The organism is Mesorhizobium sp. M1006, assembly GCF_040318825.1.
Classification (GTDB): domain Bacteria; phylum Pseudomonadota; class Alphaproteobacteria; order Rhizobiales; family Rhizobiaceae; genus Mesorhizobium.
The window spans coordinates 1-25,298 of record NZ_JAMYMZ010000065.1; the positions used below are offsets into that span (position 1 = coordinate 1).

Annotated in this window: 30 protein-coding genes and 1 pseudogene; 8 read left to right on the forward strand and 23 right to left on the reverse strand. The window is 61.4% G+C overall.

All coding sequences use genetic code 11. The features are described from left to right. Positions 1 to 215: 215 nt before the first annotated feature. The 3 genes from NKH60_RS31415 to NKH60_RS31425 form a co-directional block, all read right to left on the reverse strand. Positions 216 to 416 (reverse strand): CsbD family protein, encoded by a 201-nt coding sequence (locus NKH60_RS31415; protein WP_352541863.1) that lies wholly within the window; start codon positions 414 to 416, stop codon positions 216 to 218. A 186-nt stretch (positions 417 to 602) separates the two neighbouring features. Beyond that, positions 603 to 1,649 (reverse strand): NAD(P)-dependent alcohol dehydrogenase, encoded by a 1,047-nt coding sequence (locus tag NKH60_RS31420; protein ID WP_352819562.1) that lies wholly within the window; start codon positions 1,647 to 1,649, stop codon positions 603 to 605. 655 nt (positions 1,650 to 2,304) lie between these two features. Beyond that, positions 2,305 to 3,144, reverse strand: coding sequence for a succinate dehydrogenase/fumarate reductase transmembrane subunit (locus NKH60_RS31425; protein ID WP_352474932.1), 840 nt, complete (start codon positions 3,142 to 3,144; stop codon positions 2,305 to 2,307). Positions 3,145 to 3,685: 541 nt separating this feature from the next. On the opposite strand from NKH60_RS31425, the gene NKH60_RS31430 reads away from it, so the two are divergent. The 5 genes from NKH60_RS31430 to fghA all read left to right on the forward strand — a co-directional run bounded on the left by NKH60_RS31430 (position 3,686) and on the right by fghA (position 6,410). Beyond that, the gene (locus NKH60_RS31430) at positions 3,686 to 3,952 is read left to right on the forward strand and encodes an AbrB/MazE/SpoVT family DNA-binding domain-containing protein (protein WP_352503269.1); all 267 of its coding nucleotides are present in this window, start codon (positions 3,686 to 3,688) and stop codon (positions 3,950 to 3,952) included. Positions 3,953 to 3,972: 20 nt separating this feature from the next. Further along, entirely contained in the window at positions 3,973 to 4,239 is a 267-nt protein-coding gene (locus NKH60_RS31435) for a PIN domain-containing protein (RefSeq protein ID WP_352851149.1), read from the forward strand. 96 nt (positions 4,240 to 4,335) lie between these two features. After that, positions 4,336 to 4,656 (forward strand): nucleotidyltransferase domain-containing protein, encoded by a 321-nt coding sequence (locus tag NKH60_RS31440; RefSeq protein WP_352851148.1) that lies wholly within the window; start codon positions 4,336 to 4,338, stop codon positions 4,654 to 4,656. Positions 4,657 to 4,816: 160 nt separating this feature from the next. Continuing rightward, positions 4,817 to 5,260, forward strand: coding sequence for an HVO_A0114 family putative DNA-binding protein (locus tag NKH60_RS31445; protein WP_352851147.1), 444 nt, complete (start codon positions 4,817 to 4,819; stop codon positions 5,258 to 5,260). A gap of 298 nt (positions 5,261 to 5,558) precedes the next feature. Continuing rightward, complete coding sequence (fghA, locus tag NKH60_RS31450) at positions 5,559 to 6,410, forward strand: S-formylglutathione hydrolase (RefSeq protein WP_352874647.1); 852 nt, start codon at positions 5,559 to 5,561, stop codon at positions 6,408 to 6,410. A gap of 21 nt (positions 6,411 to 6,431) precedes the next feature. Here the strand turns inward: fghA and pqqE are convergent, their stop codons facing one another. From pqqE to NKH60_RS31490, 8 genes are all read right to left on the reverse strand, one after another. Continuing rightward, the gene (gene pqqE, locus NKH60_RS31455; RefSeq protein WP_352779662.1) at positions 6,432 to 7,553 is read right to left on the reverse strand and encodes a pyrroloquinoline quinone biosynthesis protein PqqE; all 1,122 of its coding nucleotides are present in this window, start codon (positions 7,551 to 7,553) and stop codon (positions 6,432 to 6,434) included. After that, positions 7,550 to 7,846, reverse strand: coding sequence for a pyrroloquinoline quinone biosynthesis peptide chaperone PqqD (gene pqqD / locus NKH60_RS31460; protein WP_352874648.1), 297 nt, complete (start codon positions 7,844 to 7,846; stop codon positions 7,550 to 7,552). The genes pqqE and pqqD overlap by 4 nt, the downstream gene beginning before the upstream one ends. Continuing rightward, complete coding sequence (gene pqqC / locus NKH60_RS31465) at positions 7,843 to 8,601, reverse strand: pyrroloquinoline-quinone synthase PqqC (RefSeq protein ID WP_352874649.1); 759 nt, start codon at positions 8,599 to 8,601, stop codon at positions 7,843 to 7,845. Before pqqC ends, pqqD begins: the two co-directional genes overlap by 4 nt. Then, a complete protein-coding gene (gene pqqB, locus NKH60_RS31470) occupies positions 8,598 to 9,536 on the reverse strand; it encodes a pyrroloquinoline quinone biosynthesis protein PqqB (protein WP_352874650.1) in 939 nt (312 codons plus the stop codon). Before pqqB ends, pqqC begins: the two co-directional genes overlap by 4 nt. A 153-nt stretch (positions 9,537 to 9,689) precedes the next feature. Next, complete coding sequence (locus tag NKH60_RS31475) at positions 9,690 to 9,785, reverse strand: pyrroloquinoline quinone precursor peptide PqqA (protein WP_101918690.1); 96 nt, start codon at positions 9,783 to 9,785, stop codon at positions 9,690 to 9,692. Between the two features lie 216 nt (positions 9,786 to 10,001). Continuing rightward, the gene (locus NKH60_RS31480; protein WP_352450664.1) at positions 10,002 to 10,865 is read right to left on the reverse strand and encodes a substrate-binding domain-containing protein; all 864 of its coding nucleotides are present in this window, start codon (positions 10,863 to 10,865) and stop codon (positions 10,002 to 10,004) included. A gap of 1 nt (position 10,866) precedes the next feature. Then, entirely contained in the window at positions 10,867 to 11,391 is a 525-nt protein-coding gene (locus NKH60_RS31485; RefSeq protein WP_352474919.1) for a c-type cytochrome, methanol metabolism-related, read from the reverse strand. A 155-nt stretch (positions 11,392 to 11,546) separates the two neighbouring features. Next, complete coding sequence (locus tag NKH60_RS31490; protein ID WP_352617352.1) at positions 11,547 to 13,448, reverse strand: methanol/ethanol family PQQ-dependent dehydrogenase; 1,902 nt, start codon at positions 13,446 to 13,448, stop codon at positions 11,547 to 11,549. A 69-nt stretch (positions 13,449 to 13,517) separates the two neighbouring features. Between NKH60_RS31490 and NKH60_RS31495 the strand changes: the two genes are divergently transcribed. Both NKH60_RS31495 and NKH60_RS31500 read left to right on the forward strand, forming a co-directional pair. After that, positions 13,518 to 13,772 carry a hypothetical protein gene (locus NKH60_RS31495; protein WP_352874651.1) on the forward strand — a complete coding sequence of 85 codons (255 nt, stop codon included), beginning with the start codon at positions 13,518 to 13,520 and terminating at the stop codon, positions 13,770 to 13,772. A 346-nt stretch (positions 13,773 to 14,118) separates the two neighbouring features. Continuing rightward, positions 14,119 to 14,472, forward strand: a complete 354-nt coding sequence (locus NKH60_RS31500; protein ID WP_352665692.1) for a hypothetical protein — start codon at positions 14,119 to 14,121, stop codon at positions 14,470 to 14,472. Positions 14,473 to 14,576: 104 nt separating this feature from the next. On the opposite strand, the gene NKH60_RS31505 is transcribed toward NKH60_RS31500, so the two are convergent. Genes NKH60_RS31505 through NKH60_RS31520 form a run of 4 tightly spaced genes read right to left on the reverse strand, consistent with a single transcriptional unit; the run spans position 14,577 to position 17,319 of the window. Then, entirely contained in the window at positions 14,577 to 15,317 is a 741-nt protein-coding gene (locus NKH60_RS31505; RefSeq protein ID WP_352874658.1) for an ABC transporter ATP-binding protein, read from the reverse strand. Continuing rightward, on the reverse strand, positions 15,286 to 16,083 hold the full coding sequence (locus NKH60_RS31510; protein WP_352686145.1) for an ABC transporter permease: 798 nt from the start codon (positions 16,081 to 16,083) through the stop codon (positions 15,286 to 15,288). Before NKH60_RS31510 ends, NKH60_RS31505 begins: the two co-directional genes overlap by 32 nt. Then, positions 16,080 to 17,066 carry an ABC transporter substrate-binding protein gene (locus NKH60_RS31515; protein ID WP_352874652.1) on the reverse strand — a complete coding sequence of 329 codons (987 nt, stop codon included), beginning with the start codon at positions 17,064 to 17,066 and terminating at the stop codon, positions 16,080 to 16,082. Before NKH60_RS31515 ends, NKH60_RS31510 begins: the two co-directional genes overlap by 4 nt. Positions 17,067 to 17,109: 43 nt before the next feature. After that, on the reverse strand, positions 17,110 to 17,319 hold the full coding sequence (locus NKH60_RS31520; protein WP_352874653.1) for a hypothetical protein: 210 nt from the start codon (positions 17,317 to 17,319) through the stop codon (positions 17,110 to 17,112). A 364-nt stretch (positions 17,320 to 17,683) separates the two neighbouring features. Here NKH60_RS31520 and NKH60_RS31525 point away from each other — a divergent pair, with 364 nt between their 5' ends. Further along, positions 17,684 to 18,064: a c-type cytochrome gene (locus NKH60_RS31525; RefSeq protein WP_352874654.1), complete on the forward strand. Its 381-nt coding sequence runs from the start codon at positions 17,684 to 17,686 to the stop codon at positions 18,062 to 18,064. A 61-nt stretch (positions 18,065 to 18,125) separates the two neighbouring features. On the opposite strand, the gene gph is transcribed toward NKH60_RS31525, so the two are convergent. From gph to NKH60_RS31565, 8 genes and pseudogenes are all read right to left on the reverse strand, one after another. Next, positions 18,126 to 18,827: a phosphoglycolate phosphatase gene (gene gph, locus NKH60_RS31530; protein WP_352874655.1), complete on the reverse strand. Its 702-nt coding sequence runs from the start codon at positions 18,825 to 18,827 to the stop codon at positions 18,126 to 18,128. After that, positions 18,824 to 19,381 carry a thioredoxin family protein gene (locus NKH60_RS31535; RefSeq protein ID WP_352617338.1) on the reverse strand — a complete coding sequence of 186 codons (558 nt, stop codon included), beginning with the start codon at positions 19,379 to 19,381 and terminating at the stop codon, positions 18,824 to 18,826. Before NKH60_RS31535 ends, gph begins: the two co-directional genes overlap by 4 nt. Before the next feature lie 40 nt (positions 19,382 to 19,421). Continuing rightward, positions 19,422 to 20,108, reverse strand: a complete 687-nt coding sequence (gene rpe / locus NKH60_RS31540) for a ribulose-phosphate 3-epimerase (RefSeq protein WP_352874656.1) — start codon at positions 20,106 to 20,108, stop codon at positions 19,422 to 19,424. A gap of 62 nt (positions 20,109 to 20,170) precedes the next feature. Next, entirely contained in the window at positions 20,171 to 21,109 is a 939-nt protein-coding gene (gene cbbX / locus NKH60_RS31545; RefSeq protein ID WP_352874657.1) for a CbbX protein, read from the reverse strand. Positions 21,110 to 21,116: 7 nt separating this feature from the next. Further along, the gene (locus NKH60_RS31550) at positions 21,117 to 21,551 is read right to left on the reverse strand and encodes a ribulose bisphosphate carboxylase small subunit (protein ID WP_352541881.1); all 435 of its coding nucleotides are present in this window, start codon (positions 21,549 to 21,551) and stop codon (positions 21,117 to 21,119) included. A gap of 18 nt (positions 21,552 to 21,569) precedes the next feature. After that, on the reverse strand, positions 21,570 to 23,063 hold the full coding sequence (locus NKH60_RS31555) for a ribulose-bisphosphate carboxylase large subunit (RefSeq protein ID WP_084641467.1): 1,494 nt from the start codon (positions 23,061 to 23,063) through the stop codon (positions 21,570 to 21,572). Between the two features lie 21 nt (positions 23,064 to 23,084). Beyond that, entirely contained in the window at positions 23,085 to 24,164 is a 1,080-nt protein-coding gene (fba, locus tag NKH60_RS31560) for a class II fructose-bisphosphate aldolase (RefSeq protein WP_352507750.1), read from the reverse strand. A gap of 12 nt (positions 24,165 to 24,176) precedes the next feature. After that, a pseudogene (locus NKH60_RS31565) lies at positions 24,177 to 25,298 on the reverse strand (transketolase-like TK C-terminal-containing protein); the annotation flags it as partial.

Here is a 25,298-nt window from a genome sequence, read left to right on the forward strand (position 1 = left end):
CCGACCAGCCAGATAATGTTGTTCATCATTGCACTCCTTCGCCTCCGGGCGGGGCGCACGCCGGGGCGAAGCCCGCCACGCAAGTGGAACATTAGATGCGGCTAAAGGTTCCTCGCGGGCCTCGCTGTCGAAAGAGCCACCGCACCAGTCGGCACGGCGGGCGACGCAGAGTTTTACCCCGGTGGTGGCGCAGCAGACGGCGTTGCGCCCAAGGCTCAGCTGATGCTTCGGGACCAGTCATCTACCTGGCGCTCTGCCTCTTCCTTGGCGATGCCATATCGCTCCTGGATACGTCCCAAAAGCCGGTCCCGGTTGCCCTCGATGCGATCAAGATCGTCGTCGGTGAGGTCACCCCACTGCTCCTTCGCCTTGCCTTTGAACTGCGTCCATTTTCCCTTGATTTGATCCCAGTTCATGTGTTCCTCCTTGCTTGCGCGCCAGCTCGCGTTGTTGAAAGCCACCTTTCAGGAGAAACCGCTCAGGCGATAGGCTCGGTTGATGCCAACAAAAACTGGGTTGCCAATGCCCTTGCTACAAGCCCGGAAGCCTACGCAACGCATCGAGGAGATCGGGAGGACGGCCCGGGGGCTTTGGAACTCGCCTTAATCCGGCAACAGGATCTGAAGCTTTACGTCCGCGGGCCGGGCTTCGACTGCGCGGTTGAAGGCGTTGATGGAATCTTCGAAGGGGAAGGTCGCCGAAATGAGTGGCTTTAGGTCGACCCGGCCCGACCCCATCAGCGCGATTGCCCGCTCATATTGGTGGGCATATCGGAATACCGTTTCGATGCGAACTTCCTTGGTCGAGGCGGTGGCGACATCGAATGCGATCGGCGCCACCGGCAGGCCGACCACCACTACCGCGCCACCGGGCCGCGGCAGATCGAGCAGGGTCTCCCATGCCTTGGACGAGCCCGAGCATTCAAACACCACGTCGGCGCCCCAGCCATCGGTCAGGCGCTTTACCTCCGCCGCCAGGTTCCTGTCGCGGACGTTGATCGGGATCACGCCTTGATAGCCGCCGGCGATGTCGAGCTTGGGTTGGGCGAGATCTGCAACAACGGCGCGGGCGCAGCCGCCGGCGAGCGCCGCGATCGCCACCATCGTGCCGATTGGCCCTGCGCCAATCACCACCGCCGTGTCGCCCGGCGCGATCTTTGCTTTGGCAGCCGCCTGCATGCCGACAGCGAAGGGCTCCACCATGGCGCCTTCGGCGAAGCTGACATTGTCGGGCAGTTTGAAAGTGTAGTTGGCGGGGTGGACGACATAGGGCGTCAGCACGCCGTGGATCGGCGGCGTTGCCCAGAACCTGACCGCTGGATCGATGTTGTAGAGGCCGAGCCGGCTCGCCCGCGAATTGGGATCGGGGATACCCGGCTCCATGCAGACGCGGTCGCCGACCTTCAGATGCTCGACGCCTTCCCCCGTTTCGGAGACGGTGCCGGCGGCTTCATGGCCCAAGACCATCGGCGCTTCGACCACGAATGGGCCGATGCGGCCATGCGTATAGTAGTGCACGTCGGAGCCGCAAATGCCCACCGTATGGATCTTGATGCGAACTTCGCCCGGGCCGACGGTCTGTGGCAGATCGATGTCACGCAGCTTGAGTTCGTGCTGGCGTTCGAGGACAAGGGCGCGCACGTTCGACATCGACGTAGTCTCCTCTAAAATTTATTGTAGGGGCCTTCGTGACCTTACTTGCACTCGGCGCGTTCATCATAGCCGCTCGTTCACGGCTTCAAAATCCAGCTCGGAAAACAGGGGTATTGCCTGATTCCGACTATCCGTACCAACTTCCCGGCCAAAGGACTTTGAAGGCCGGCCATGCCGCTGCCGAATGCCCTCGGCGGAGTTCGCCCCGAGACTCCCCACTCCCCAGCCTCCAAGCCAGCAGGCCGGCATCGGTCAGTCATCAACAGGGGTCCAGCAGGTGCGCGATACCCGACGCTACATGCCATGGAACGCTTGCCCAATCCGCTTCTGGTCGATGCGGCCCACCAGGTGAAATGTCCGCCATCTTTTTTTGGCGCCAGAAGTTCCCGGTTCGCTTCCGGCCCATAATGCTGCCCGGGCGGCAATGCGCTTCATTAACGTCATTCTCCATCCGAAGCGCTCAGGCCGGAAGCTGCGGTGCGTAAGACGCCGGGTCATTGCCCGCCGCGGATAAGTTTGCAGCTGGACGATATTGGCCAGCCGGGCGATCCCAGCATTTGGCGTTGCTTCGGCGAGTCAATACTGAGCCTGCGCTTACGCGCCATCCTTCTCGACAAGACCAACGGCTGGACCCGATCGAGTGCAGACGGGTTCAGTTGGTGCTGGTTGTGGCGGTGAACCCGCACTGCTTCTGTTCCATATCGATCTGCTTCGTGATGCGGATGGCGTTCTGTGCGTAGGCCTCCGTCACGGAGCCACTATTCACAGTCTTGTCCTTCAGCGGGCTCACGCCTGCGCAGAGGTGGAAAACATGCGGCTCGCTGGACTTCGCGGCTCCGTTTTCGGGCGCGATCCAGTAGACGACATCCTGACCGGCGGGGTGGCTCGCGTCCCGCGTCGCCGCCGCCACGGCGGCGGTGTCCGTTGCAATCGCCTGCGCCTGAGCGGCGACATCGGGCGAACAGGCCGTGGTGGGCTGCCCCGACTTGATCTGGGCTGCGCATGCGTTCATATCCTGGGTGTACTGTTCGACCGACGGGGGTTTGAAACTGATCCCCATGACCGTCGCGAGCACGGCCAGCGCGGCGCCGACGCCGCCGGCAACCTTCTTGGTCCGCGGATCCATGTTCTTGTCAGTGAGGATCAGGAAAACCAGCGGGAGGAAGGCAATCAGCGTGATGATTGCGCCGAGCTGGTTTTGGAAGAAGAACCTGGCCGCGTCGGATGCACGAGCCGGATCGTGTCTGTTGGCCGCCTTCCATAGCAAGTTGCCGGCGATTGCGAAAATCGCGATGCCGACCAGAAGGCCGATGACCAGCGGCAGGTGTCCCTGGTCGAACTTGTTCTGGCGAAGCAGCATAATTCCGTAGATCTCGCCGCCAATGGCGACGACCCACGAGAGTGCGGCGAAAAGGCGAAGACGTGTGGCGGAGGACTTCTGGCCCTGCGTCGCTTGCCAATCCTTGGTAACGTCTGGCTTGTTGTCGGTCATTGACCAGATCCCCTGATATCGACACTTCTGCCGGCGGCGTTAGACCAGAAGGCCAACCCGCCCTGCGCAGCGTCATTGAACGAGCGTCACCTGCCTTAGCGACACGGCAAAAATGTGAGCGCCACGGCAGGCCTCATCTCCATTCATGATTCATATTGCGCATGAGTGAATCCGTCCATACCCACGCAGGCAGACGCCTATGCGGCGATGGCTTCGTTCTTGTTAATCTCTGGCTCGAACTTGACGCTCCCTTCCCTCGCTTCCCGGCGGCGGTCGCGCCATTCCCGACACCAGCCGAAGCGAAGTGACGAGCCATTTTTAACGAGACAGTTCTAACGAGACAAACATTGCGGCAAGATCGACGCGGATAGCGGCCGTGGTGTTGGCTTGCATGCTGACCTCCAGGTGATGTTTGGCGACTTCGCTCTGGCAGAGCGCTGGTCGCGATTCAGTCGCCGCATGGACGCCAAGCTTGGCCCCGACCATTTGCATAATAATGCAGATTTGCATTGCCTTATCGCGATGAACAGGAATGTTTAACATGACAACGTTGACAGTGACGACAAGGGGACAGGTGACGTTCCGCAAGGACGTGCTGCAACATCTGGGCATCAAACCGGGCGAGAAGATCGAACTTGATCTGCTGCCCGACGGTCGGGCGGAATTGAGGGCGGCACGGGCAAAGGGGTCGTTCCGGGACCTCCACGGGTTCCTCAGAGGCAAGACGAACGGCCGGGTGCTCAGCATCGAGGAGATCAACGAGGCAATGGCGGAAGCGGGCGCTGTGGCCGGGTCCGGCGAGGAATGAGGGTTACGCCCGACACGAATGTGCTGCTGCGCACCTATGTCGTCGATGATGAGGGGCAGGCGGCCATTGCCGTGGACCTGCTGGCCAAAGCGGACGTCGTGGCCGTGAGCGTGAAGGCCTTGTGCGAGTTCCCAGGGCTCTGGCCCGGCGGTACCAGACAGAGCGCGAAAATTTGCCGCAGCGATCCGGGCGTTGCTGAACACCGCGAGTGGTTGTCGTCAACCGGCCGGCAGTTGAGGCAGGGCTGTCAGTCCTCGATGCCGGCGGCGATTTCGCGGACGGCGTGATCGCTTTTGACGGCGGCTGGCTTGGCAGGGATAGGCAGGTAGCCGTACAGCTTGCGGAGTTGCGACAATCTCGGACCAAAGGCAACAGGCGAAAAGATGAACAAAATTGATACTTTGATCCACCGAAGAGCTGACGATCGCCGGAAGACCGCGCAAGCCTGTGTAGCGCGTATTCTTCGGAACGCCAAAGCCCGCGGCGTCGATATCTCTGTTGTCGGATCCCTGGCGAAAAACCGTTTCCGCGTCCACTCGGACGTAGATGTTCTGGTGCACGGACGCACTAATCCCGCGCGCCGGGCCGTGGTAGAGCGCTTGGTCGCAGACCAGCTTCGGGGAACGAACATTCCTTATGACCTGATCTTTGCCTCAGACGTTTCGTCCGAACGAGTGCAGGAATTGCTTAATGATAGCGTTTAAGCATCCGGCATTCGCAAAACTGTCGCCAAAATCGACTGCGCTGCGAAGGAACTGCAGCAAATCTAGGAATATCTGGCGGCTCATCGGAGTGAGCTGTCACATGGCGAATGGGGCGCGGTCCACAATGTCTACAACGGCATCGAGGACACGCACGACAGTGATGGCGGCGGCGACGGCTCAGGAGGCCGGGCATCAGGTGGTCGCTGAACCAATGGCTCAGTCGTGCGCGCCGGAAGAGATTCTGCGGGCGTTGACCCCTGAGAATTGTCGGCTGGTGGCGCTGATCCATCGGTATCGACCGCAAAGCATCACGGAACTGTGCAGATTGGCGGCGCGTCCGCAGCCGAACGTATCCCGCTCCTTGGCGGCCCTTGAGCGGGCGGGAATTGTCTCAATGGCGGGCGCCAGGCCGAAGAGACCCGAACTCGCCGTGCAACGAGTCACGATCGATCTCGCTGAGCTTAGAATGGCCGATGCGAGGTCGACGATTCGTGGAGACAAACCGCCGGACCATCATCTTTGCTGCGCGATGGGTGACAGGGCAAAAGTCGATCAGTGGGTTGCGAAACCGCCGCTGACCACGCTTGGCAAGTATTGGACGTGAAGCCGCATTTGCGCAGAGTTCGGCGTCCTGGAAGCATCGCCGATGCCTGCGCAGTGACTGCGTCGTTGTTATAGCCAGCATCGCCAACAATCGCCCAGCCTGGCCCGTATGGCTTGCTCGCAACGCTGCGCCAGCGAGTGGCCTCTCGCGCCTTGCTGCGCCAAGACGGTCGGCGAAGGCAGGCCATCCCGGCTCCGATCAAGAGCCCCGCGCGCCAGCCGGCCCACCAAGGTTGCCGCGATCTCCCTTGATGTCGTAGAGCCTAAGGTCGGCGGTTAAAATTGATGGAGAAGAATATATGCCAGAGCACCTGAAACTGGTCTCGACTGCCAAGTCGCATGGCGGCGCCCAGCATGTTTACTCTCATCTTTCGACGAGCTGCTCGTGCGAAATGACGTTTGCCATTTTCGTGCCTCCGCAGGCACGGGAAAGCCGTTGCCCCGTGGTGTGGTACCTCTCCGGACTCACCTGCACCCATGCGAATGTAATGGAAAAAGGTGAATACAGACGTATTGCCGCCGAACTTGGCCTGATCGTCGTCTGTCCCGACACCAGCCCGCGTGGTGCCGACATTCCGGATGAAAAGGACAATTGGCAGTTCGGCAGCGGCGCCGGTTTCTACCTCGACGCGACGCAAGAGCCGTATGCCAAGAACTATCGCATGTATTCCTATATCGTCGAGGAGCTGCCAGCCGTGATCGGGCGCGAATTTCCCGCCGATATGGCGCGCCAGTCGATCTTCGGCCATTCGATGGGCGGGCATGGCGCGCTGACGATCGCACTGAACAATCCCGCGCGTTTCAGAAGTTGCTCGGCCTTTGCCCCGATCGTGCAGCCAAGCACAGCCGGCTGGTCGAAGCCGGCTTTCGAAAAATATCTCGGCCCGGATGAGGCCTCGTGGCGGCGCTACGATGCCACTTCGCTCATCGAGGATGGACACCGTTTCCCGGAATTCCTGGTCGATCAGGGAACGTCAGACGGTTTCCTCCAGGAGGGCCTCAGGCCTTGGCTGCTCGAAGACGCCTGCTCCAAGGCAGGCATTCCGTTGAAATTGCGGATGCAGGACGAATACGATCACTCCTATTTTTTCATTTCGACATTCATGCATGACCATATGACGTGGCATGCCGAACGGCTTTCACGAGGGTAGGCCGTAGGAATAGGTCGGCAGTCAGGCGGGCTCGGTGACGACGCCGATGCGCCGGTAGACGAATGGTTCGTCCTTCGAAGGAACCGTCGCAGCGCGCTGGGCCTCGTCGATCAGCATTGCCATGCGCGCATGGATCGGCGATTTCGCGCAAGCCGGGTCCGTCGCGGCGGCATCGCCGGCGATTGCCATCGCCTGGCAGCGACACCCGCCCCAGTCGATCTCGCGCCGCTCACAGTTGCGGCAGGGCTCCTGCATCCAGTCCGTGCCTCGAAAGGCATTAAATGCCGGGGAATCGGTCCAGATCGCGGCCAGGCTGCGTGTTCCAAAACGCTCGAAACTGAGCGACGGGATGGTCTGGGCGGCATGGCATGGCAGTACGGTGCCGTCCGGCGTCACCATGAAGGCGTCGCGCGCCCAGCCGCCCATGCACGGCTTGGGATAGATGGCGAAATAATCCGGCGTGACGAAATCTATGTTCATGATGCCGGTGAGCCGTTCGCGCGCCGCCGCGACGATCTCCGCCTGGCGGTCGACGGCCGCACGCTCGGGCATCAGTTGATCGCGATTGGTCAGCGCCCAGCCGGCGTACTGCACGTTGGCGATCTCGAGACGCTCCGCACCCAGCGAAAGGGCCAGATCGATGAATTCCGGTACCTCCTCGATATTGTGGCGATGGATCGGCGCGTTGATGGTAAGCGGCAAGCCGGCCGCGCGAGCGCGGCGTGCCGTTTCCAGCTTCTTTTCGTGGCTGCCCCTGTGATTGCCGATGCGCTCAGTGGTCGCCGGCCGTGCGCCTTGAAAGCTCAGTTGCAGATGGTCGAGCCCGGCTTCGGCAAATGCCTCGATGCGGCCATCCGCAATGCCGACTCCGGCGGTGATCAGGTTGGTGTAGACGCCGCGCGCCGAAAGCCCGGCGATCAATTGCTCGAGATCGCGACGCAGCGTCGGTTCACCGCCGGACAGATGCACCTGGAGAACGCCAAGGTCGGCCGCCTGCGAGAACAAGTCGAGCCAGCTCTGCGTGTCGAGTTCGCGATTGGCCTTCAGCAACTCGAGCGGATTGGAGCAATAGGGGCATTGCAGCGGGCAGCGATGCGTCAGTTCCGCCAGCATGCCGATCGGGGGGAGAGGGGGCTCGCTCATAGCTTCACCAGCAGCTTGTCCGACCATTCCTGCAGGAAGGCGACGACATCGGCCGCCACAGCTTCCTGTTCGGCATCATAATCTGCGGCAAGGCCGGCAATGATGTGGCCGACCGCGGACCGCCCATCGCAGCGGCGCAATATGTCGAGGCTGATCTCGTTTGGCCAGAACACCTTTTCGGGCGACAGCACGGCGAACGCCTGGCGCACGGGGTCATGCTGTATGCGCACGTGCTTCGGCAGCGATGGAACCGACTGCAGCGACACCATGGCTCTTTCGCGCAGTGCCATCATTGGGCTGCCTCGGGACGGAAGGCGCCGGGCGGGATATTGCCCGGCTCGCCATAGGCGTGTTGAAGCGCGTCGAGCATGGCCCAGAGTATATCGCATTTGAACACCAGTGCATCGATCGCCTGCTGCTGGCGTTCCGCCGCGTCGGCATGTTCGAGCACATAGGCGAGGGCGAAGTCGGCGTCGCGCGAGGCCTGTTCGGGCCGTCGGGTGAAATAGGCCAGCGTGTCCTCGGTGATATAATCGTATTTGGCCAGCATCGCGGGTACCCGCTCGCCGATGATGAGCGGCGAGAACATCTCGGTCAGCGACGACGCGACCGCCTCCAGCAGGGTCCGGTTCGTGCAAAAGGAGAGGTAAGCGCCAACCGCAAAACGTGTCGCCGGCAGGGCCAGCCTCTCGCTCTTCACCTCGTCGGCATCGAGACCGAGTGAGGTCGCCAGGTGCAACCAGCGCGCAATACCGCCGCTCCAGCCGTCCTCGCCGTCATGATCCTCGATGCGTTTGCGCCAGGCGGCGCGAAACGCCGGATCCTCGGCATGCGCGAGGATCATGGCGTCCTTGCGCGGAATGACCGCCTGATAGCAATAGCGGTTCAGCGCCCAGGCCTGCATCTCGGTCCTCGACAGCGCACCGCTGGTCATCCTGTGATGGAAAGGATGGCGGTTGTGATAGCGCTCGGCACCGACCTGCCGCAGCACTGCTTCGAGCTCGCTTGAGGACAGGCCGTTGCTGGCCGCGTCGTGGAAATCACTCAAAGTTCTATCTCCATCCCGTCGCAGGCCACTTCCCAGCCAGCCGCTTCGACGGCTGCATGCTCGGCAGAATTCTCGTCCAGAACAGGATTGGTGTTGTTGATGTGGACGAAGACACGGCGGCCGATCCTCACATCGGCCAAGCCGGCGATCGACCCCGCGTCTCCCGACATTGCCAGATGCCCCATGCGTGCACCGGTCTTTTGGCCGACGCCGGCAGCAATCATCTCGTCGTCGGTGAAGACCGTGCCGTCGAACAGAAGGCATGCGGCATCGGCCAGACGCGTGCGCAGGGTCGCATCGATGCGCGCGCAGCCGGGGATGTAGAAGCCGGAGCCGCGACTGCCGGCTCCGGCGATACGGACGCCGATCGTGTCGCCGGCATCGGAGCTGAAATTGGCATCCGGCTGGCCTCTTTCTTCGAGATAGAGGGCTATCTTCCCGGGCACGGGAAAACTCTCGACAGCCACCCCGGTGTCGTGGCCGTCTGAATCGCAGATCGACAGCTCTTGCGCCGGCGGCAAGATGCGTCGCGGCACGAGCGCCGGATCGAGGACATTGAAAATCGAATTCGCCTCCAGCGTCGCCAGAACCTGTGTCGTTGCATAGATAGCGAAAGGCTGCCGCTCACGCAGGCTGAGCAGGCCGGCGACATGATCGACATCGGCATTGGTCAGCACCACCGCGCGAATAGGCGTCGAGCGCAGCGGCGCATCGTGCGCGGGCTGCAATTCAGGCGTTGCCGCGATCTGCTGGCGAATGTCGGGCGAGGCGTTGAACAGAACCCAGCCGAGGCCATCCGCCGACGCGGCGACACTCGATTGGGTTCGTGAATGCACACCAGCTACCCCGGTGCGAGCCGCACGGCTCAGACGATAATTGCAGTTCCATTGCGGAAAGCCGCCGCCGGCCGCCGATCCGATGATTCTCAAGCGCATGAAAACGCCCGCCCCGCGGCTTCTCTGACCAGCAGCCAATTTGCAGCCGCAACAAACGGCCCGCCCGCTTTGCGCGCCTCAAACTCTTTCACGAAAATCCCATACGGCAAGGGGATGCGTGCCCCTGTTGCCAGGGACACGCACCTCTGCGGCCTACTTCTTGGGAGTAATTTCAGCAGGCAGATAGCGCGAAATTTCAAAGCCCGCAGCAACCTGGCACATGGTCGGTTTTGTCCAGCTCTTCTTCATAACATTTCTCCTCTTCTACCAGCCCGAAGGGGCCGATCCGGTGGTTAGTCAACCATTGCAGGGCACCGAAGCAATGGCTCGTCCATCACGTTCTCAAAATGGACAAATGAACACAAGGTTTTGAAAGCCCGAAAAACAAAAAAGTATCGAAAGTAGCTGTAGTCTTCTCTTCAATTGTTCATCGCGTAGGTTTTTCCTCCTCCTGACCCATCCCAACTATTGCGTAATCGGATTGTCGTGCTCGTCGATCAGCGGCACATTGTAACCCAGCAGGAGCTTGGTGATCTCCGCCTGGTTTTCCCTGATCACCCGGTTTAGCGTCCGTTTCCATTCCTGGTCGGACGGACGTACACCCATGGTGATGCGATAAGACATGCGCGAGCCGGTTTTTTCCTTCAACAGCGGAACAATGGTGACATCGGCTCCGAGTTCCCTGGCATAGTAGCCCGCCATCGGCCCCCACAGGACCGCCGCGTCGATCTTGCCGGCGAGCATGTCCTTGATCATGACCTCCCCCATGGAAGGCGTGACGCGCGTATCCACCGCCAGCGGGTAGATCTTGGCGGTCCGCAGAAGCTTGTTGGCGGCCATGTTGGCGGTTGGCGGCGTGCTTTCGACGACGCCGATTCTCTTGCCGGAAAGTTTCGGGTCTTCGATCGTCTCGATGCCTTCCATGCCGTTGCCTTTGGGGTATACGAGCACATAGGCGGAGCGGTAGTAGGCGTTGGTGTTCTGCACCAGTTCATCGCCTTGGGCGTAGCCCATGATGATGTCGCATCGATTGGCCCCCAGCGTATTGCGCACAAAGCCGGTGACAGTGGGAAACCACGTGTAAGCGACTGATTTCCGCCCCGTCTTCTTGGCAACCAGTTCAGCCAGCTTGTTTTCGAAGCCTTGGCCGTTCTTGTCGGTAAAGGGCATGTTCGAGGGATCGGCGCAGACGCGCAGAATGTCGGGATCGACCAGTTCGCCCGCAGCGCCAAGCCCGGCATTTTGCGCCAGAACATTCGACGGCAGCAAGGCGAGCGCGCCGAGGATCGGCAGAACGACACGCAGCTTCGATGCAGTGCAGCCGGTCATATCATCCACCCATGCAGGATGCTTCGGCATCCTTGGCTGCCTGAGCCTTGTTTTCGTGCTTGGGCGGCCTGCCGCGGGGTGCCGCGCCATCGGCGCGCGCGCGCAGATAGACGTAGAGATCGTCCAGGTAACAATAGACGTTCTTGTTGTCGCCAAAGGCGGGCATGACGTTCTCCTTGCCGCCGCCGACATTCTTGCGGCCCTCGGCGACGATCGACAGGAACGTGGCGTAATCCATGGTCTTCAGGCTATTAGCCAGGGCAGGCGCATAGCTCGAACCTGTGGCGTCCTGTCCGTGACAGACATGGCAATCTGAGTGATACCGGCGGTACCCGCTGAAGGTGTACCAATCGACGGTTCCGTTTTCGATCTTGTAGGTCGGATTTCCGTCCGCATCTAAATATTTGCCTCCTTCTTGCTTCACCGCCTTGGCTTTCTCCATGCTGTCTTCGGCCCGTACCAGACTTGAGCTGGCCAGAGGCAGCAGGACCAGGGCGAGAGCGGAAACTGCAATGCGAACGATCATTCAGGCTCTTCCTTCGTTTGCCAGAAATCCTGGCTGCCGTCGTGCAGCGGCATTGATCGGAGTTGGGTGCGCGGCGCAATCGAGAGCCCGGTTCCCGGCTTCGGGGTGACCCGGGCTCTCGTTTTCGAACCTAGCCGTGAGGCTCTTCCCGGTTATCAGTCCGGGAGGCCGAAGACGGTGAGCTGGCCGCCCAGCGTCGTATAGTCGGCAAGTGCCGCATAACCGCCGACGGCACCCAGACCGGCGGTTCCAACGACCGCGGCCTGATCGCCCTGCGCACGGCCCTGATCAACGGCGCCATGCCAGGCGGCGGCGTTATCGGGCGAAAGCAGCCCACCTGCCAGACCGATACCGGCCCATCCACCGACGCCGGACAGAACGGCGACGTACTGCTTGCCGTCATGCTCGTAGGTCGTGATGTTGCCGATGATGCCGGACGGGGTCTTGAACTTGTAGAGTTCCTTGCCGTCCTTATCGACCGCCTTGATGTAGCCTTCGAGGGTACCGTAGAAGACGACGTCGCCATCTGTCGCCAATGCGCCCGACCACACCGAGAACTGCTCGGGCTTCGACCAGACGATCTCACCCTTGGCTGCATCCCAGGCAATGAAGTTGCCCATGTTACCGTCACCGCCGGGCGCCGCATACATCGACACGGTGGCGCCCACATAGGGCTGACCGGCGGTGTAGCTCACTTTGTAAGGCTCATAGTCCATGCAGACATGGTTGGTCGGCACGTAGAACAACCCGGTCTTCGGCGAGTAGGCGGCCGGCTGCTGGTCCTTGGTTCCAAGCGCGGCCGGGCAGATACCGGTCGAGTTGTTGTCTTCGCCGTTCTGCTGGGTCGAATACTTGGCCACGACCTGCGGGCGGCCATACTGGTCGCTCTTGGGATCCATGTTGACTTCCGTCGCCCAGTTCACTGCCGGATCGTATTTCTTGGCGACGAGAAGTTCGCCGGTGGCGCGATCCATTGTGTAGGCAAAGCCGTTGCGGTCGAAATGCACCAGCACGTCGTGCTTGGCGCCGTTGACCTCCATGCCATCGACGAGAATCATCTCGTTGATGCCGTCATAGTCCCACTCATCATGCGGGGTCATTTGGTAGAGCCATTTGGCAACACCGGTATCCGCATCGCGAGCCATGATTGTCATGGACCAGCGATTGTCGCCTGGGCGCTGGACCGGGTTCCACGTCGAGGGATTGCCGGTGCCGTAATAGACCAGGTTCAGCTTGGGATCATAGGAATACCATCCCCATGTCGTGCCGCCGCCCGTCTTCCACTGTTCGCCTTCCCAGGTGTTCGTGCCGGAATCCTTTCCGACAGGCTTGCCGAGATGGGTGGTCTTCTCGGGATCGAGAAGGGTGTCTGCGTCAGGACCTTCCGAATAGGCTTTCCAGGCGAGCTTGCCGTCTTTCAGATTGTAGGCGGCCAGCCAGCCGCGAACACCGAATTCAGCACCGGAGACGCCCACGAGCACCTTGTCCTTGATGACTACGGGTGCCGACGTGCCGGATTCGCCCTTTCCGCCGTCGGTCTGGTCTCCGTTCTTGACAGACCAGACGACCTTGCCAGTCTTGGCATCGAGCGCGACGACGGTGGTGTCGGCCTGGTTGAGAATGATCTTGCCGTCGCCATAGGCAACACCGCGATTGACCGTGTCGCAGCACATGATCGGAATGACGTTCGTGTCCTGCTTGGGCTCGTATTTCCACAGGATCTTGCCGTCATTCTTGAGGTCGAGAGCATAGACGTTGTTTGGGAAAGGCGTGTGGACATACATCACGTCGCCGATGACCAGCGGCCCGCCTTCATGACCGCGCAGCACGCCGGTGGAAAAGCTCCATTTGACCTGCAGGTTCTTCACATTGTCGGCAGTGATCTGGTTGAGTTTGGAATAGCGGGTGTTGGCGTAGTCACCCGTCTGCATCGCCCAGTTCTTCGCATCCGATGCGAGCTTTGCAAGGTCTTCATTGGCCGAAGCCGTATAGGCAGCGCCGAGCGATAAAAACGCCGCGGTCGTCAGAATGTAAGTAGTTTTCGCAAGTACACGCATCCAAAATCCTCCCGGGTTCGCAGTGAAGAATCGACCGTCAAGCCCCACAAGGGCTTGCCCAAGCAATTCATGTTGGGAAGTTATTTTCCGGCAGCTGTCACGACCTACCCCGAAGCAGAGGGCACCGTTACCGCCCGCCCCCTTTGGTCTTCGAAAGACTGCCGCCGCTCCCTGATGACGGTGGCGCTCTTGAAGCCGGAAACAGGAAAAAGCTATGTCATCGTAAAAGGCCAGGCAAGCAAAAACCTACAATGGGTCGCTGCGCTGCAATATCGATATGGTGCGATGCAATATTTAGAAACAATTGAAATAAGAGCCGCGTGAAAAACTAATAAGAGGATGACCGCCAGCCGCGAGATATATAGCAAACATATTGTTCCCGTATTCTCGAGGTGATACACATTTGACTTTATTTCGGTATATTCTGCGGTGCACCTCCGAGTAAGTATGCGTGCTTATCGCTCGTTGCCGATAGTGAGCGAAGCATGAAATGAACGCATGAACGAGGGTGCGCAGCGGGTCATGAAGCGGGCTCTTGTCGGTCGATAGGGCATTCCTCCTTTGGTCCTATACGCAGGCCATGGGAGCTTGACTGGCTTTGCGGCACGTCGCCAATTGGAGCGATGACCCCGTCTGGATGCATGGTGTCCAGGCCAACTGGAGGTTCCTCATGATAAGGTCTGTTGGATCTCTCACCTTGCCGGTGGCCTTTGCGACGACGCTGGCCTTTGCCAACTCGGCCAACGCCGCGGGAGACTACCCGACGGCAACGATTGCCGACTACGTGCTCGGCTGCATGCAAACAAATGGCCAGACACGTCAGGCGCTTGAAAGCTGTTCCTGCTCGATCGATGTTATCGCCTCGATCCTTCCTTACGATCACTATGAGAGGGCGGAGACCTTCAAAAGCATGTCGCTGACGACAGGGGAGGCGGCAGGTTTGTTTCGCGAAAGCGCGCCAGCGAAGGCGGCGCGCACGGAACTGAAACGCGCGCAGGCTGAAGCCGACGTACGTTGCTTTTAGTCAGGCGGAACAGGCACGCGTGGCCGTGCGCCTCACAGTCCCGCCGTTTCCATCGGCCATTGGCTGCGAAATACCTTGCCATCCGCATTCGACCCGTAAGGCGATCAGGCCACACCCGGAAATTTTTGCTGGAATGACCGCAAAAGGTCGCTCATCACCTGTGGATTGCGATGCTGCCGCGGCACTCTTACGTCGAACATGCCGAGCACGTGGGCTGGGCGCTCCGCAAGCACGATGATGCGGTCCGACAGCATCAGTGCCTCGCGCAGATTGTGCGTTACCATCAAGGCGGTCGTGGGCCGCGCCGACCAGACGGTCAAAAGCAATTGCCGAAGCCGCTCGGCGGTCTGTTCGTCGAGGGAGGCAAAGGGTTCGTCCAGGAAAAGCACCGCCGGTTCGGTGGCGAAAGCCCTGGCAAGCGCTGCCCTGCGCGCAAGGCCGAGCGAAAGCTCCGCCGGATAGAGCGAGCGCATGCCGGCGAGGCCGAGAGTGTCAAACAGTTCGTCGAGACTCTTCGCTCTTAGGCTTTTCGGCAGCGCCAGCCTGACATTCTGCTCCACCGTCCGCCATGGCAGCAAAGTGGGCTCCTGGAACACGGCGGCGATGCGGTTCGAGCCGCCTTGCGGCAGTTGGAAAGAGCCGGAAAAGTCTTTGTCCAGTCCAAGCAGGATGCGCAACGTCGTGGTCTTGCCGCAGCCCGACGGCCCAAGCAGACAAGCGAATTCGCCCTGCCGGACCTCGAAGGACAGACCCTGAAGCGCCGTGATCGACACGCCTTGCGCGGACCTGAAGGTCTTTTCGGCGATGTCGACCCTAAGCGGGACGGCGGCGCCAACGGGTTGCATGTCGTTCAATGGGCTGCACCAGGAGAAGTTCGATGACAAGCATCACCGCCACGAAAGCCAGCGTGTAGGCGAGAATGGCGGCGACGTCGAAGAGCTGGAAATAGAGATAGATCTGGAAACCGACGCCATTGGAGCGGCCGAGCAGTTCGACCACCAGGACGATCTTCCAGATGAGGGCGATGCCGGACCGCGAGGCCGCGGCAAAATAGGGCTGCAGTTGCGGCAGCAGGACATGGCGGATGCGCTCGAGTGGGGCGAAGCGGTAGACGGCGGCCATTTCGGCATAACGCGGATCAAACGCCCTGGCGCCTTCGCGCATCGTCACCACGACATTCGGGATCTTGTTCACGGCAACTGCGCCAATCGCCGCCGCCTCGTTGAGGCCGAACCAGATATAGGCGAGCACGATGACCACCAGCGCGGGAATGTTGAGAAACAGGACCACCCATGGACTGAAGAACCGGTCCGCACCGCGGTAGCTGCCGAGGATGACGCCAATGACCGAGCCGATAATCATTGCGACGACGTACGCCGCAGCAACCCGTCCGAGCGTCGCGCCAAGGTGATAAAAAAGGTCGCCGCTCGCCGCTTCCCTGAGCAGCACCTGCCAGACCTGCCCTGGTGAGGGCAAAGCGCGGCTTTGCCACAGATTGGCCGCGAGGCTCCACAGCAGGCAAAGTCCCAGCAGGGAAACCGTTACCGTCAGCGCTGGCGTCAGCGCCGTCGCAAAGCCGGATCGACGCGACTTGTCTTCCGTTGCGGTCATTTCGCGAGTTCCGGCCAGAACGTGCCGGGCGCCATCTCGGGCGCCCTGCCAACCAGCTTCTCGCCGCCTATCGCGGCCAGCACGTGATAGAGTTTGCCCGCATCGGCCGCTTCTTCGGCGACCGGCCGTCTGGGGATGCCCTGGCGATAGCGGTCGCGCAGTTTTTCCAGCTCCTTGCCTTCTGCGCGCATGAGTGGCGCCAGGCGCAGCCATTCATCATCGGATTTGGCCAGCAAGTCCTTGGCCTGCTTGGAGGCCTTGACGAAGCCCCGGGCGGCATCCGGATTGTCGCTCGCCCATTGGTCGTGGAAGACGTAGCCGAGTGCCGACACGGGGCCCGAGGCACCAAGCGCTTTCGTCGCGTCATCCGCACCGATCAACCGACGAAAGCCATTGGCCTCGAGCCGGGCGCAGAAATGCCAGAAATTGAGCACGGCATCGAGTTCGCCTTGCATCGCCTTTTCAGAAATCAGCGGCGGCGCGCCAAAGACGACGTCACAGGCTGTCGGCAGCTCGAGGCCGTGGTCGCGTCTGGCCAGCGCCTGGACCAGTAGCCAGCTCTTGTCGAGCGGGCCGCCGGCGACACCGATTTTCTTTCCCTTGAGGTCGGCGAGCGTCCCAATCGGCGATTCCTCCTTCACCATGATTGCCCCCACGGCGGTCGAATAAGGGGCCAATGTAAGGTCGCCGCCCTCGGAGCGCTGGCGCGAGACCCACAGCCAGTCGGTCACGATCATGTCGATCGGGCCGGCCAGCAGCGCGACGTTGGTCGCATCCTCCCCGGCGAAGTAGACAATCTCCAGATCGATCCTGTTGGCCTCGTCGAGCTTGTGGCGTTTCAGCGTATCGAGTTCCCAGCTCACGGTGCCGAACTTCAGGACACCAATTCGGACCTTAGCGGCCGCAAAGACGGCAACCGGCTTTGAGGCGAGGATGGCCGCCAGAGCCGCCAAGCGCAGCGTCGTACGCCGCGAAATCATCATGGCGTCTCCTCTTTCAGGGCCGTCGACGAACCAGGAATGTCGATCAAATCGCTCGTTCCTTGCTCGGAACGGCACATTTCCAGCGCACGACCTTGAGACTCGGATGTTCCTGAGACCATTTTGCGATCTCGGCGGGCGCCAGGAACATGCATTGGAACAGAGAGCCGCGGCTCTCGAAATAGAGATCTTCATCTCGGCAATTGCCCGGATTGGCGCTAAGGCACACCGTTAATATGAGATCGACCATGTCCATTTGGCACTTATCGTCGCCTGCGCGGCGAACTCTCCAGAGTTCGTGCTTTGGAGTTGCGCGGATTCCTGAAGGTGCCCAAACAGCAAACCGGTTGGAGTGAGGCTACGCGTTCGGCCAACAGGCGTCAATGATGTGGACCGCGTGTCGCTACACACTTCCCTTCGCGCAGTCGGGAAACGAAACAGGACCTTTGTACGATTGACTTCCCTCATCGGCAGTCTAGCTTTTCGAGGTGTGCAGGTGCTGCCAGTCCGGGGAGGAAGGACGAATGGTTCGCTCTCCCGCTTTAAAACGAATGCCGGCGATCAAGGCATCGACACGGGTAAAGTGTCCCGGGCACTCACACGATCAATGAGGAAATGCCATGCGCGCAGTCGCTTTTTTCGCCGCCGTGTCCGTCGCCACCTTTGTCACTACCCAGTCTCAGGCACAGGATGCCGCGGCGGGTGAGAAGGTCTTCGCCAAATGCAAGGTCTGCCACGTCGCAGACAAGGACCAGAACAAGGTCGGCCCGTCCTTGAACGGCGTCATCGGCCGAACGGCCGGGACGCATCCGGGGTTCAGCTATTCCAAGGCCATGACCGAGGCCGGCAAGTCCGGCGTCAAATGGGATAAGGCCACGCTGACGACCTACCTTCGCGATCCCAGGGCGATGGTCAAAGGAACCAAGATGGCGTTTGTCGGCCTCAAGAAAGACGAGGACATCGCCAACGTCATTGCTTATCTGAAACAATTCTCAAAATAACGCGGTACTGCCGGCCGTTGGACTGCGCTCGGCCGGCGTTGGCTCGGCTTTGCGCATGGGGTCACGCAGCGTCTTGCAGCCTCTGCATCGCGGACGGCAGATCGAACAGGCTGTCGCAAACGAGGTCGGCGCCAAGCTCTTCAACGGGAATTTGGCTGTATCCGCCACGCAGCAGAATGACGGCCATGCCGGCGGCGCGGGCGGCGGCCACGTCGGCGCTGCTGTCTCCGACCATCAGCGTGTCACGAGGTTCGACCTGAAGCAGGTCGAGCGCCAGCAACAGCGCGTCTGGCGCCGGTTTCAAGTATGTCACCGCGTCTCCGCCGACGATCGCGCCGAGATATTCCGTCAGCCTAAAATGCAGCAGGATTTCGCGCGCCGCCAGCTGCGGCTTGTTGGTCACCACGGCCATGGCTATTCCGCTCAAATGCAAGTGCGTGAGAACCTCCCTGACGCCAGGCATTAGCACCGTGCGGCCGGTCAGATGCCTGCGATAGATCGGCGCCATGACGCGGTTGGCCTCATCGAGCGCGCTGCCGAGGAGCGGCGTGCCGGAAGCCGCGAAGGCGCGTTCGACCAGTTTCCTGATGCCGCCGCCGATCATGGCCTTGACCTGATCCAGCCGCAGCGGCGGCAGATCGTGGCCGGCCAGCAATTCGTTGACGGCGGCCGCTATATCAGGCGCCGAATCGACCAGTGTGCCGTCGAGGTCGAACAGGATCGCCTTGGGCGAGCGAAACGGCCTGCCTGCGCCGACGTTCATGCAGCATCCTTCCACTTGATCGAACAACCGATCGAAGCGATCTGGTCAAGCGGTCCGTCGCCGGTTCGGGCAACCTGCTTCATCGCCTCGAACAGGTCGCGCCTCAGCCTGGGCGATTCGGCGTCGCGTCGCGACGCGTCCAGCCGGCCGCGGTATTGCAGCGTCAACTCACTGTTGAGCCCGAAGAAATCCGGGGTGCAAACGGCTCCGTAGGCACGCGCCACCGTCTGGTGCTCGTCATGGAGATAGGGGAAAGTGAGGCCGTTCGTCCTGGCAAAGAGCTTCATGTTGTCGAAGGAATCATCTGGATAGGCGTCGCTATCATTGGAGTTGATCGCGACAAAGCCGATGCCTTCGGCCTTGAGGTCATTGGCGTCGCGCACCATGCGTGAAATCACCGCCTTCACATAGGGGCAGTGGTTGCAGATGAAGGCCACCACCAGCCCGTTCGGGCCGGCGTGGCTTAAGATCGAATGCGATGTGCCGTCGACGCCTGGCAAAACGGCGTCGATGGCTCGCCAGCCGAAATCGCAGACAGGTGGGATTGCCGCCAAGTTTTCCTCCGATGAAATGTTTGTCCTCCGATGAAACGGTTTACGCCGCTTTCCGGATCGCCCCGTCGGCCGCCTGCCTGATGGCGCCGATATTGGCGCGATAGGCCGCCTCGGTGCCGCCCTTAAAGATGGCCGAGCCGGCGACCAGCACATTGGCGCCGGCCGCGGTGACCAGCGGAGCGGTTTCGGGCGTGACGCCGCCGTCGATCGCTATGTCGATCGGACGATGGCCGACCAGCGCCTTGACCCGCCTGACCTTGTCGACGACCGCCGCAATGAAGGCCTGGCCGCCGAAGCCCGGATTGACCGTCATCAGAAGCACCAGATCGAGCCGGTCAAGTACATATTCGAGGACGCTTTCCGGCGTTGACGGGTTCAGCGACACGCCGGCCTTCTTGCCGAGATTTCTGATTGCCTGCAGCGAACGGTCGAGATGCGGTCCGGCCTCGGCATGCACCGTAATGATGTCGCAGCCGGCATCGGCGAAGGCGCCGAGATAGGCGTCGGCCGGCGCGATCATCAGGTGGCAGTCGAAGACCTTGTCCGTTCGATTACGGATCGCCTTGACCACCGGCGGACCGAAGGTGATGTTGGGCACGAAATGGCCATCCATCACATCGAGATGGATCCAATCGGCACCCGCCCGGACGACCGCTTCGACCTCGTCGCCGAGCCGCGAGAAGTCCGCGGAAAGCACCGAGGGCGCGATGATTGTCTTGCTATCCATGGTCGTCGGCTCCCATTCTGTCGTCCGTTTCCGGTCGCTGCACACCAATCGCCGTCATCTTGTCAGCGCGCCTTCGTCTCCGGTTCGCCTTCGAGCTTACCTTCCGCGAACACGCGGCTGCCGCGAATATCGGATTCCTCGATGGTGATAAGATCGATTTTCGTCAACGCCCGGTCGCGCGATGCGAAAAGCCGGCTGGCCTGGCGAAGCCGCGCCCGGTCGAGGCTATTGCGAACGGAGCGGGCGTTGGAGAAATGCGGCAGCCGCATGCGGATCGGGAGATACTCTTCGAGCGCCTTGGCCGCCGCTTCGCTGAGACGGTAATTCTGTTCCGCCAGCATGATCTCGGCGATTGATTTGAGTTCGCTGACGCCGTAGTCCGGAAAATCGAGGTGATGGGCGATGCGCGAGCGCATGCCGGGATTGCTGTCGAAGAAGCGGTCCATCTTGTCCTTGTAGCCGGCAAGAATCACAACCAGATCGTCACGGTTGTTTTCCATGCATTGCAGCAGGATTTCGATCGATTCCTGGCCGTAGTCGCGTTCGTTCTCGGGCTTGTAGAGATAGTAGGCCTCGTCGATGAAAAGCACCCCGCCCATGGCGCGCTTGATCACTTCGCGGGTTTTGGGCGCGGTGTGGCCCACATACTGGCCGACGAGATCGTCGCGCGTCACCGCGACCATGTGCCCTTCGCGGACATAGCCGAGACGATGCAGGATTTCGGCCATTCTGAGCGCCACGGTGGTCTTTCCGGTACCGGGATTCCCCGTAAAGTTCATGTGCAGCGTCGGCGCGCCCGAGGTCAGCCCGAACTTGCGGCGAAGCCGGTCGACCAGAAGCAGCGCCGCGATCTCGCGGATGCGGGTCTTGACGGGCTTCAGGCCGACGAGTTCGCGGTCGAGCTTGTCCATCACCTCGTCGATGTTGGACGCCTCGAACTCGGCCTGTAGATCAACCGATTCGCCCTGCGCGGCAGCGCTCTTAGCTATCGCGTCCAGCATGGTTCGCCTAGCTCCGTTCACCTTCGGGCCTGTCGGTCGCATAAGGCACGATCGAATAGCCCTGACTGCGGCCGTCACGCTCTTGGCGCAGCAGCCGGAACCCGGGTTCATTGGGTGGCCGGTTGACGATGAATGACATGCGCGGTGCTTCCCAGCCCTTGGTCGAATCGAAGGCGGTGACCCGGACATACATGTTGGGCATAGCTCTCCGGCAATTGTTGACTTCAAGCAGGATGCCCGCCGGGTCCCTCAGGTCGAACATCGGGTTGCCGTACATTTCCCAATAGGTGTTTCGCGGATGTGGATCGTCCGTGTACTCGACGCTGACCGCCCAGTGGTTTTTCAGTGCGTATTTGATCTGCGCCGAAATCTGCTCATCGGTTAGCTCGGGCAGGAACGAAAACTGTCCCTGCGTGACCTTGTTTCCGGGATTGGTCATCATGGCGACGGTTCCTTTCGTCTAGAAGCTCGGCGTTGCGGTTGGCACGAAGTCGGCCGTGTCGGTCGATTCGTAGTTGAAGGTGACGTCCTTCCACGTCTCCAGGGCCGCCTTGAGCGGCGTGCACCATCTGGCTGCCTGTTCGAGGATTTTGGTTCCTTCGCGCAGATAGTCGCGGCCCTCGTTGCGGGCGAGGATCATCGCCTCCAACGCGACGCGATTGGCCGTCGCGCCGGCCTGGATGCCGTCCGGATGGCCGATCGTGCCGCCGCCGAACTGCAGGATGACGTCCTCGCCGAGATAATGGATCAACTGGTGCATCTGGCCGGCATGGATGCCGCCGGAGGCGACGGGCATCACCTTGTTGAGCGAGGCCCAGTCCTGATCGAAGAACAGCCCGGTTTCGAGGTTCTGCGGCGTGCGCTCCTCGCGCAGCGTGTCATAAAACCCCTTGATCATAAGCGGGTCGCCTTCCAGCTTGCCGACCACCGTGCCGGCATGGATGTGATCGACGCCGGCCATCCGCATCCATTTGCAGATGACGCGAAAATTCATGCCGTGGTTCTTCTGGCGCGAATAGGTCGAGTTGCCGGCCCGGTGGAGGTGCAGGATCATGTCGTTGCGGCGTGCCCACTTGGCCATCGACTGGATCGCCGTGTAGCCAATGACGAGGTCGATCATGACGATGCAGGAGCCAAGCTGTTTTGCAAATTCGGCGCGCTCGTACATGTCCTCCATCGTGCCGGCGGTGACGTTGAGATAATGGCCCTTGACTTCGCCGGTGGCGGCCGACGCCTTGTTCACAGCCTCCATGCAGTAGAGGAAGCGGTCGCGCCAATGCATGAAGGGCTGTGAGTTGATGTTCTCGTCGTCCTTGACGAAGTCGAGGCCACCCTTCAGCGCCTCGTAGACGACGCGGCCGTAGTTGCGGCCGGACAGGCCAAGCTTGGGCTTCGTCGTCGCGCCGAGCAGCGGCCGGCCGAACTTGTCGAGCCGCTCGCGTTCCACCACGATGCCGGTCGCCGGGCCCTGGAAGGTCTTGAGGTAAGCCACCGGGATGCGCATGTCCTCGAGCCGCAAGGCCTTGACGGCCTTGAAGCCGAACACGTTGCCGATGATCGATGCAGTCAGGTTGGCGATGGAGCCGGGCTCGAACAGGTCGAGGTCGTAGGCGATATAGGCGAAGTACTGTTGCTCGATCCTGGTGCCTGGACCTGTGTTCGGCACCGGCTCGGATTTGAATGCCTTGGCGCGGTAGAGCTCGCAGGCGGTCAGCCTGTCGGTCCAGACCACGGTCCATGTCGCGGTAGAGGATTCACCGGCGATGGCGGCGGCCGCCTCCTCGTGGTCGACGCCGGGCTGCGGCGTGATCCGAAACATGGCGATCAGGTCGGTCTCCTTGGGCCGGTAGTCCGGCTCCCAGTAGCCCATCTTCTTGTAGGGGATGACGCCCGACCTGTAGCGTTCCTTGCCTTCCTTGAGCGTGCCTGCTGAGGGCATGTCGATCTTGTTCATGGCAGGTCTCCTGTTTGCCGCTCAGGCGGCTTTCGCGGTTGCGATATGGGGGTCGAGCTTTCCTGCGGCGTAACGTTTCGCCATCTCATCCATGGCGATCACCCTGATCTTCGACGCGTGGCCTGCGGTGCCGAAGCGTTCGAAGCGATCGCGGCAAAGGTCGCGCAGGGCGTCCATGGCGGGTTTCAGGAATTTACGCGGATCGAATTCGCGCGGATCCTCCGTCGCAACGCGGCGGAACTGCCCGGCCATGGCCATTCGGCAATCGGTGTCGATGTTGACCTTGCGCACGCCGTAGCGGATGCCGCGCTCGATTTCCTCGACCGGGACGCCAAAGGTCTGGGGCATCTCGCCGCCATAGTTGTTGATGATATCCTGCAGTTCCTGCGGCACGGAGGAAGACCCGTGCATGACCAGATGCGTGTTGGGCAGCTTTTCGTGAATCGCCTCGATCACCTGCATGGCCAGGATGCCGCCGTCAGGCTTGCGGCTGAATTTATAGGCGCCGTGCGAGGTACCGCAGGCGATCGCCAGCGCGTCGACCCGGGTGGCGGTCACGAAGTCGACCGCCTGATCGGGATCGGTCAAAAGCTGGTCATGGGAAAGCGCACCTTCGGCGCCGTGCCCGTCCTCGGCCTCCCCCTGGCCGGTTTCCAGCGAGCCGAGCACGCCGAGCTCGCCTTCGACCGAAGCGCCGACCCAATGCGCCATGCGTGCGACACGTTCGGTGATGGCGACGTTGTAATCGTAGCTCGCCGGTGTCTTGGCATCCGCCATCAGCGATCCGTCCATCATCACCGAGGTGAAGCCGTGGCGGATCGCCGACAGGCAGGTGGCTTCGTTGTTGCCGTGATCCTGATGGATGCAGAGCGGAATGGCCGGATGGATTTCGGTCAACGCCTCCATCATTTTGGCCAGCATGATGTCATTGGCATAGGAACGGGCGCCGCGTGAGGCCTGGATGATAACCGGCGCATCGCAGGCCCTGGCGGCCTCCATGATGGCGAGGCCCTGTTCCATGTTGTTGATGTTGAAAGCCGGCACCCCGTAGCCGTGCTCGGCGGCATGGTCGAGAAGCTGGCGAAGGGTGATGCGGGCCATTGTCGGTTTCTCCTAGATGATGAGCTTCAGCGCCGCTGCCGCGACGGCTTCGGGCGTGATGTCGAAATGCCGGTAGAGATCCGGGGCAGGGGCGCTGGCGCCGAAACCGGCCATGCCGACGAAAGTGCCGGTGTCGCCGATCCAGCGGTCCCAGCCGAGCCGTGCTGCGGCTTCGATGGCAATGCGGGGCGCCGAGCCGAGGACGGCCTTGCGGGTGCCGGCGTCCTGCTCCTCGAAAAGCTCCCAGCACGGCATCGAGACAACCGCGGCGGCGACGCCGTGCTCGGTCTCCAGCCGTTCGGCGGCGGCAACCGCGATCTCGACCTCCGAGCCGGTGGCGATCAGCGTCAACGCGCGCTGCCCGACTGGCTCGCGCAGGATGTAGGCGCCCCGGCTCGACCGGTTCTCGTCGCTGTGTGGCTCGTCGCAAGGTGCTTGGCGCAGCATCGGCAGGTTCTGGCGCGAGAGCACCAGCACGCTCGGCCGCTTCTCGCTTCTCAGCGCCAGTTCCCAGCACTCCGCCGTTTCGATGATGTCGGCCGGGCGGAAGACGTTGAGGTTTGGCGTCGCCCGCAGCATCGCCAGGTGCTCGACCGGCTGGTGGGTCGGGCCGTCCTCGCCGAGACCAATGGAATCATGCGTCATCACATAGACGACGCGCTGGCCCATGAGCGCCGAGAGCCGCATCGCGCCGCGCGCGTAGTCGGCGAAGCACAGGAACGTGCCGCCATAAGGCACGAAGCCGCCATGCAGTGCGATGCCGTTCATGGCTGCGGCCATGCCGTGCTCGCGGATTCCATAGTGGATGTAGCGGCCGGCGTAGTCGCCCGGCGCGATGCGGTTCATACCCTTGGTGATCGTCAGGTTCGAATGCGTCAGATCGGCGGAGCCGCCGACGGTCAGTTCGGTTGCGCCATTGATCGCAGCGAGTGCCATTTCCGAGGCTTTTCGCGTTGCAACCTTGGTCGCCTTCCCGACATGCTCCTTGCGGAAAGCGTCGAGTGCTTCGAAGACCGCGTCGGGCAGGGCGCCGGCGACCGCGCTCTCGAAGGCTTTCCGCCGGGGTTAGGCGGCACTCCGATTCTCCCAGGCGCGGCCGGCCGCTTGCCCCCTGTCTCGTATACACATAAGCCG

What these genes read in the sequence shown, in the direction of transcription:
- NKH60_RS31475 (WP_101918690.1), bottom strand. Translation starts at nt 9,785, where the DNA reads ATGAAGAAGAGCTGGACAAAACCGACCATGTGCCAGGTTGCTGCGGGC.
- fghA (WP_352874647.1), top strand. Translation starts at nt 5,559, where the DNA reads ATGCCAGAGCACCTGAAACTGGTCTCGACTGCCAAGTCGCATGGCGGC.
- NKH60_RS31485 (WP_352474919.1), bottom strand. Translation starts at nt 11,391, where the DNA reads ATGATCGTTCGCATTGCAGTTTCCGCTCTCGCCCTGGTCCTGCTGCCT.
- NKH60_RS31495 (WP_352874651.1), top strand. Translation starts at nt 13,518, where the DNA reads ATGTTGGGAAGTTATTTTCCGGCAGCTGTCACGACCTACCCCGAAGCA.
- NKH60_RS31520 (WP_352874653.1), bottom strand. Translation starts at nt 17,319, where the DNA reads ATGGACATGGTCGATCTCATATTAACGGTGTGCCTTAGCGCCAATCCG.
- NKH60_RS31480 (WP_352450664.1), bottom strand. Translation starts at nt 10,865, where the DNA reads ATGACCGGCTGCACTGCATCGAAGCTGCGTGTCGTTCTGCCGATCCTC.
- rpe (WP_352874656.1), bottom strand. Translation starts at nt 20,108, where the DNA reads ATGGATAGCAAGACAATCATCGCGCCCTCGGTGCTTTCCGCGGACTTC.
- pqqE (WP_352779662.1), bottom strand. Translation starts at nt 7,553, where the DNA reads ATGAGCGAGCCCCCTCTCCCCCCGATCGGCATGCTGGCGGAACTGACG.
- NKH60_RS31430 (WP_352503269.1), top strand. Translation starts at nt 3,686, where the DNA reads ATGACAACGTTGACAGTGACGACAAGGGGACAGGTGACGTTCCGCAAG.
- pqqD (WP_352874648.1), bottom strand. Translation starts at nt 7,846, where the DNA reads ATGATGGCACTGCGCGAAAGAGCCATGGTGTCGCTGCAGTCGGTTCCA.
- pqqB (WP_352874650.1), bottom strand. Translation starts at nt 9,536, where the DNA reads ATGCGCTTGAGAATCATCGGATCGGCGGCCGGCGGCGGCTTTCCGCAA.
- NKH60_RS31555 (WP_084641467.1), bottom strand. Translation starts at nt 23,063, where the DNA reads ATGAACAAGATCGACATGCCCTCAGCAGGCACGCTCAAGGAAGGCAAG.
- fba (WP_352507750.1), bottom strand. Translation starts at nt 24,164, where the DNA reads ATGGCCCGCATCACCCTTCGCCAGCTTCTCGACCATGCCGCCGAGCAC.
- NKH60_RS31515 (WP_352874652.1), bottom strand. Translation starts at nt 17,066, where the DNA reads ATGATGATTTCGCGGCGTACGACGCTGCGCTTGGCGGCTCTGGCGGCC.
- NKH60_RS31440 (WP_352851148.1), top strand. Translation starts at nt 4,336, where the DNA reads ATGAACAAAATTGATACTTTGATCCACCGAAGAGCTGACGATCGCCGG.
- NKH60_RS31525 (WP_352874654.1), top strand. Translation starts at nt 17,684, where the DNA reads ATGCGCGCAGTCGCTTTTTTCGCCGCCGTGTCCGTCGCCACCTTTGTC.
- NKH60_RS31490 (WP_352617352.1), bottom strand. Translation starts at nt 13,448, where the DNA reads ATGCGTGTACTTGCGAAAACTACTTACATTCTGACGACCGCGGCGTTT.
- NKH60_RS31420 (WP_352819562.1), bottom strand. Translation starts at nt 1,649, where the DNA reads ATGTCGAACGTGCGCGCCCTTGTCCTCGAACGCCAGCACGAACTCAAG.
- NKH60_RS31500 (WP_352665692.1), top strand. Translation starts at nt 14,119, where the DNA reads ATGATAAGGTCTGTTGGATCTCTCACCTTGCCGGTGGCCTTTGCGACG.
- gph (WP_352874655.1), bottom strand. Translation starts at nt 18,827, where the DNA reads ATGAACGTCGGCGCAGGCAGGCCGTTTCGCTCGCCCAAGGCGATCCTG.
- NKH60_RS31510 (WP_352686145.1), bottom strand. Translation starts at nt 16,083, where the DNA reads ATGACCGCAACGGAAGACAAGTCGCGTCGATCCGGCTTTGCGACGGCG.
- cbbX (WP_352874657.1), bottom strand. Translation starts at nt 21,109, where the DNA reads ATGCTGGACGCGATAGCTAAGAGCGCTGCCGCGCAGGGCGAATCGGTT.
- NKH60_RS31445 (WP_352851147.1), top strand. Translation starts at nt 4,817, where the DNA reads ATGGCGGCGGCGACGGCTCAGGAGGCCGGGCATCAGGTGGTCGCTGAA.
- NKH60_RS31415 (WP_352541863.1), bottom strand. Translation starts at nt 416, where the DNA reads ATGAACTGGGATCAAATCAAGGGAAAATGGACGCAGTTCAAAGGCAAG.
- NKH60_RS31550 (WP_352541881.1), bottom strand. Translation starts at nt 21,551, where the DNA reads ATGATGACCAATCCCGGAAACAAGGTCACGCAGGGACAGTTTTCGTTC.
- NKH60_RS31505 (WP_352874658.1), bottom strand. Translation starts at nt 15,317, where the DNA reads ATGCAACCCGTTGGCGCCGCCGTCCCGCTTAGGGTCGACATCGCCGAA.
- NKH60_RS31425 (WP_352474932.1), bottom strand. Translation starts at nt 3,144, where the DNA reads ATGACCGACAACAAGCCAGACGTTACCAAGGATTGGCAAGCGACGCAG.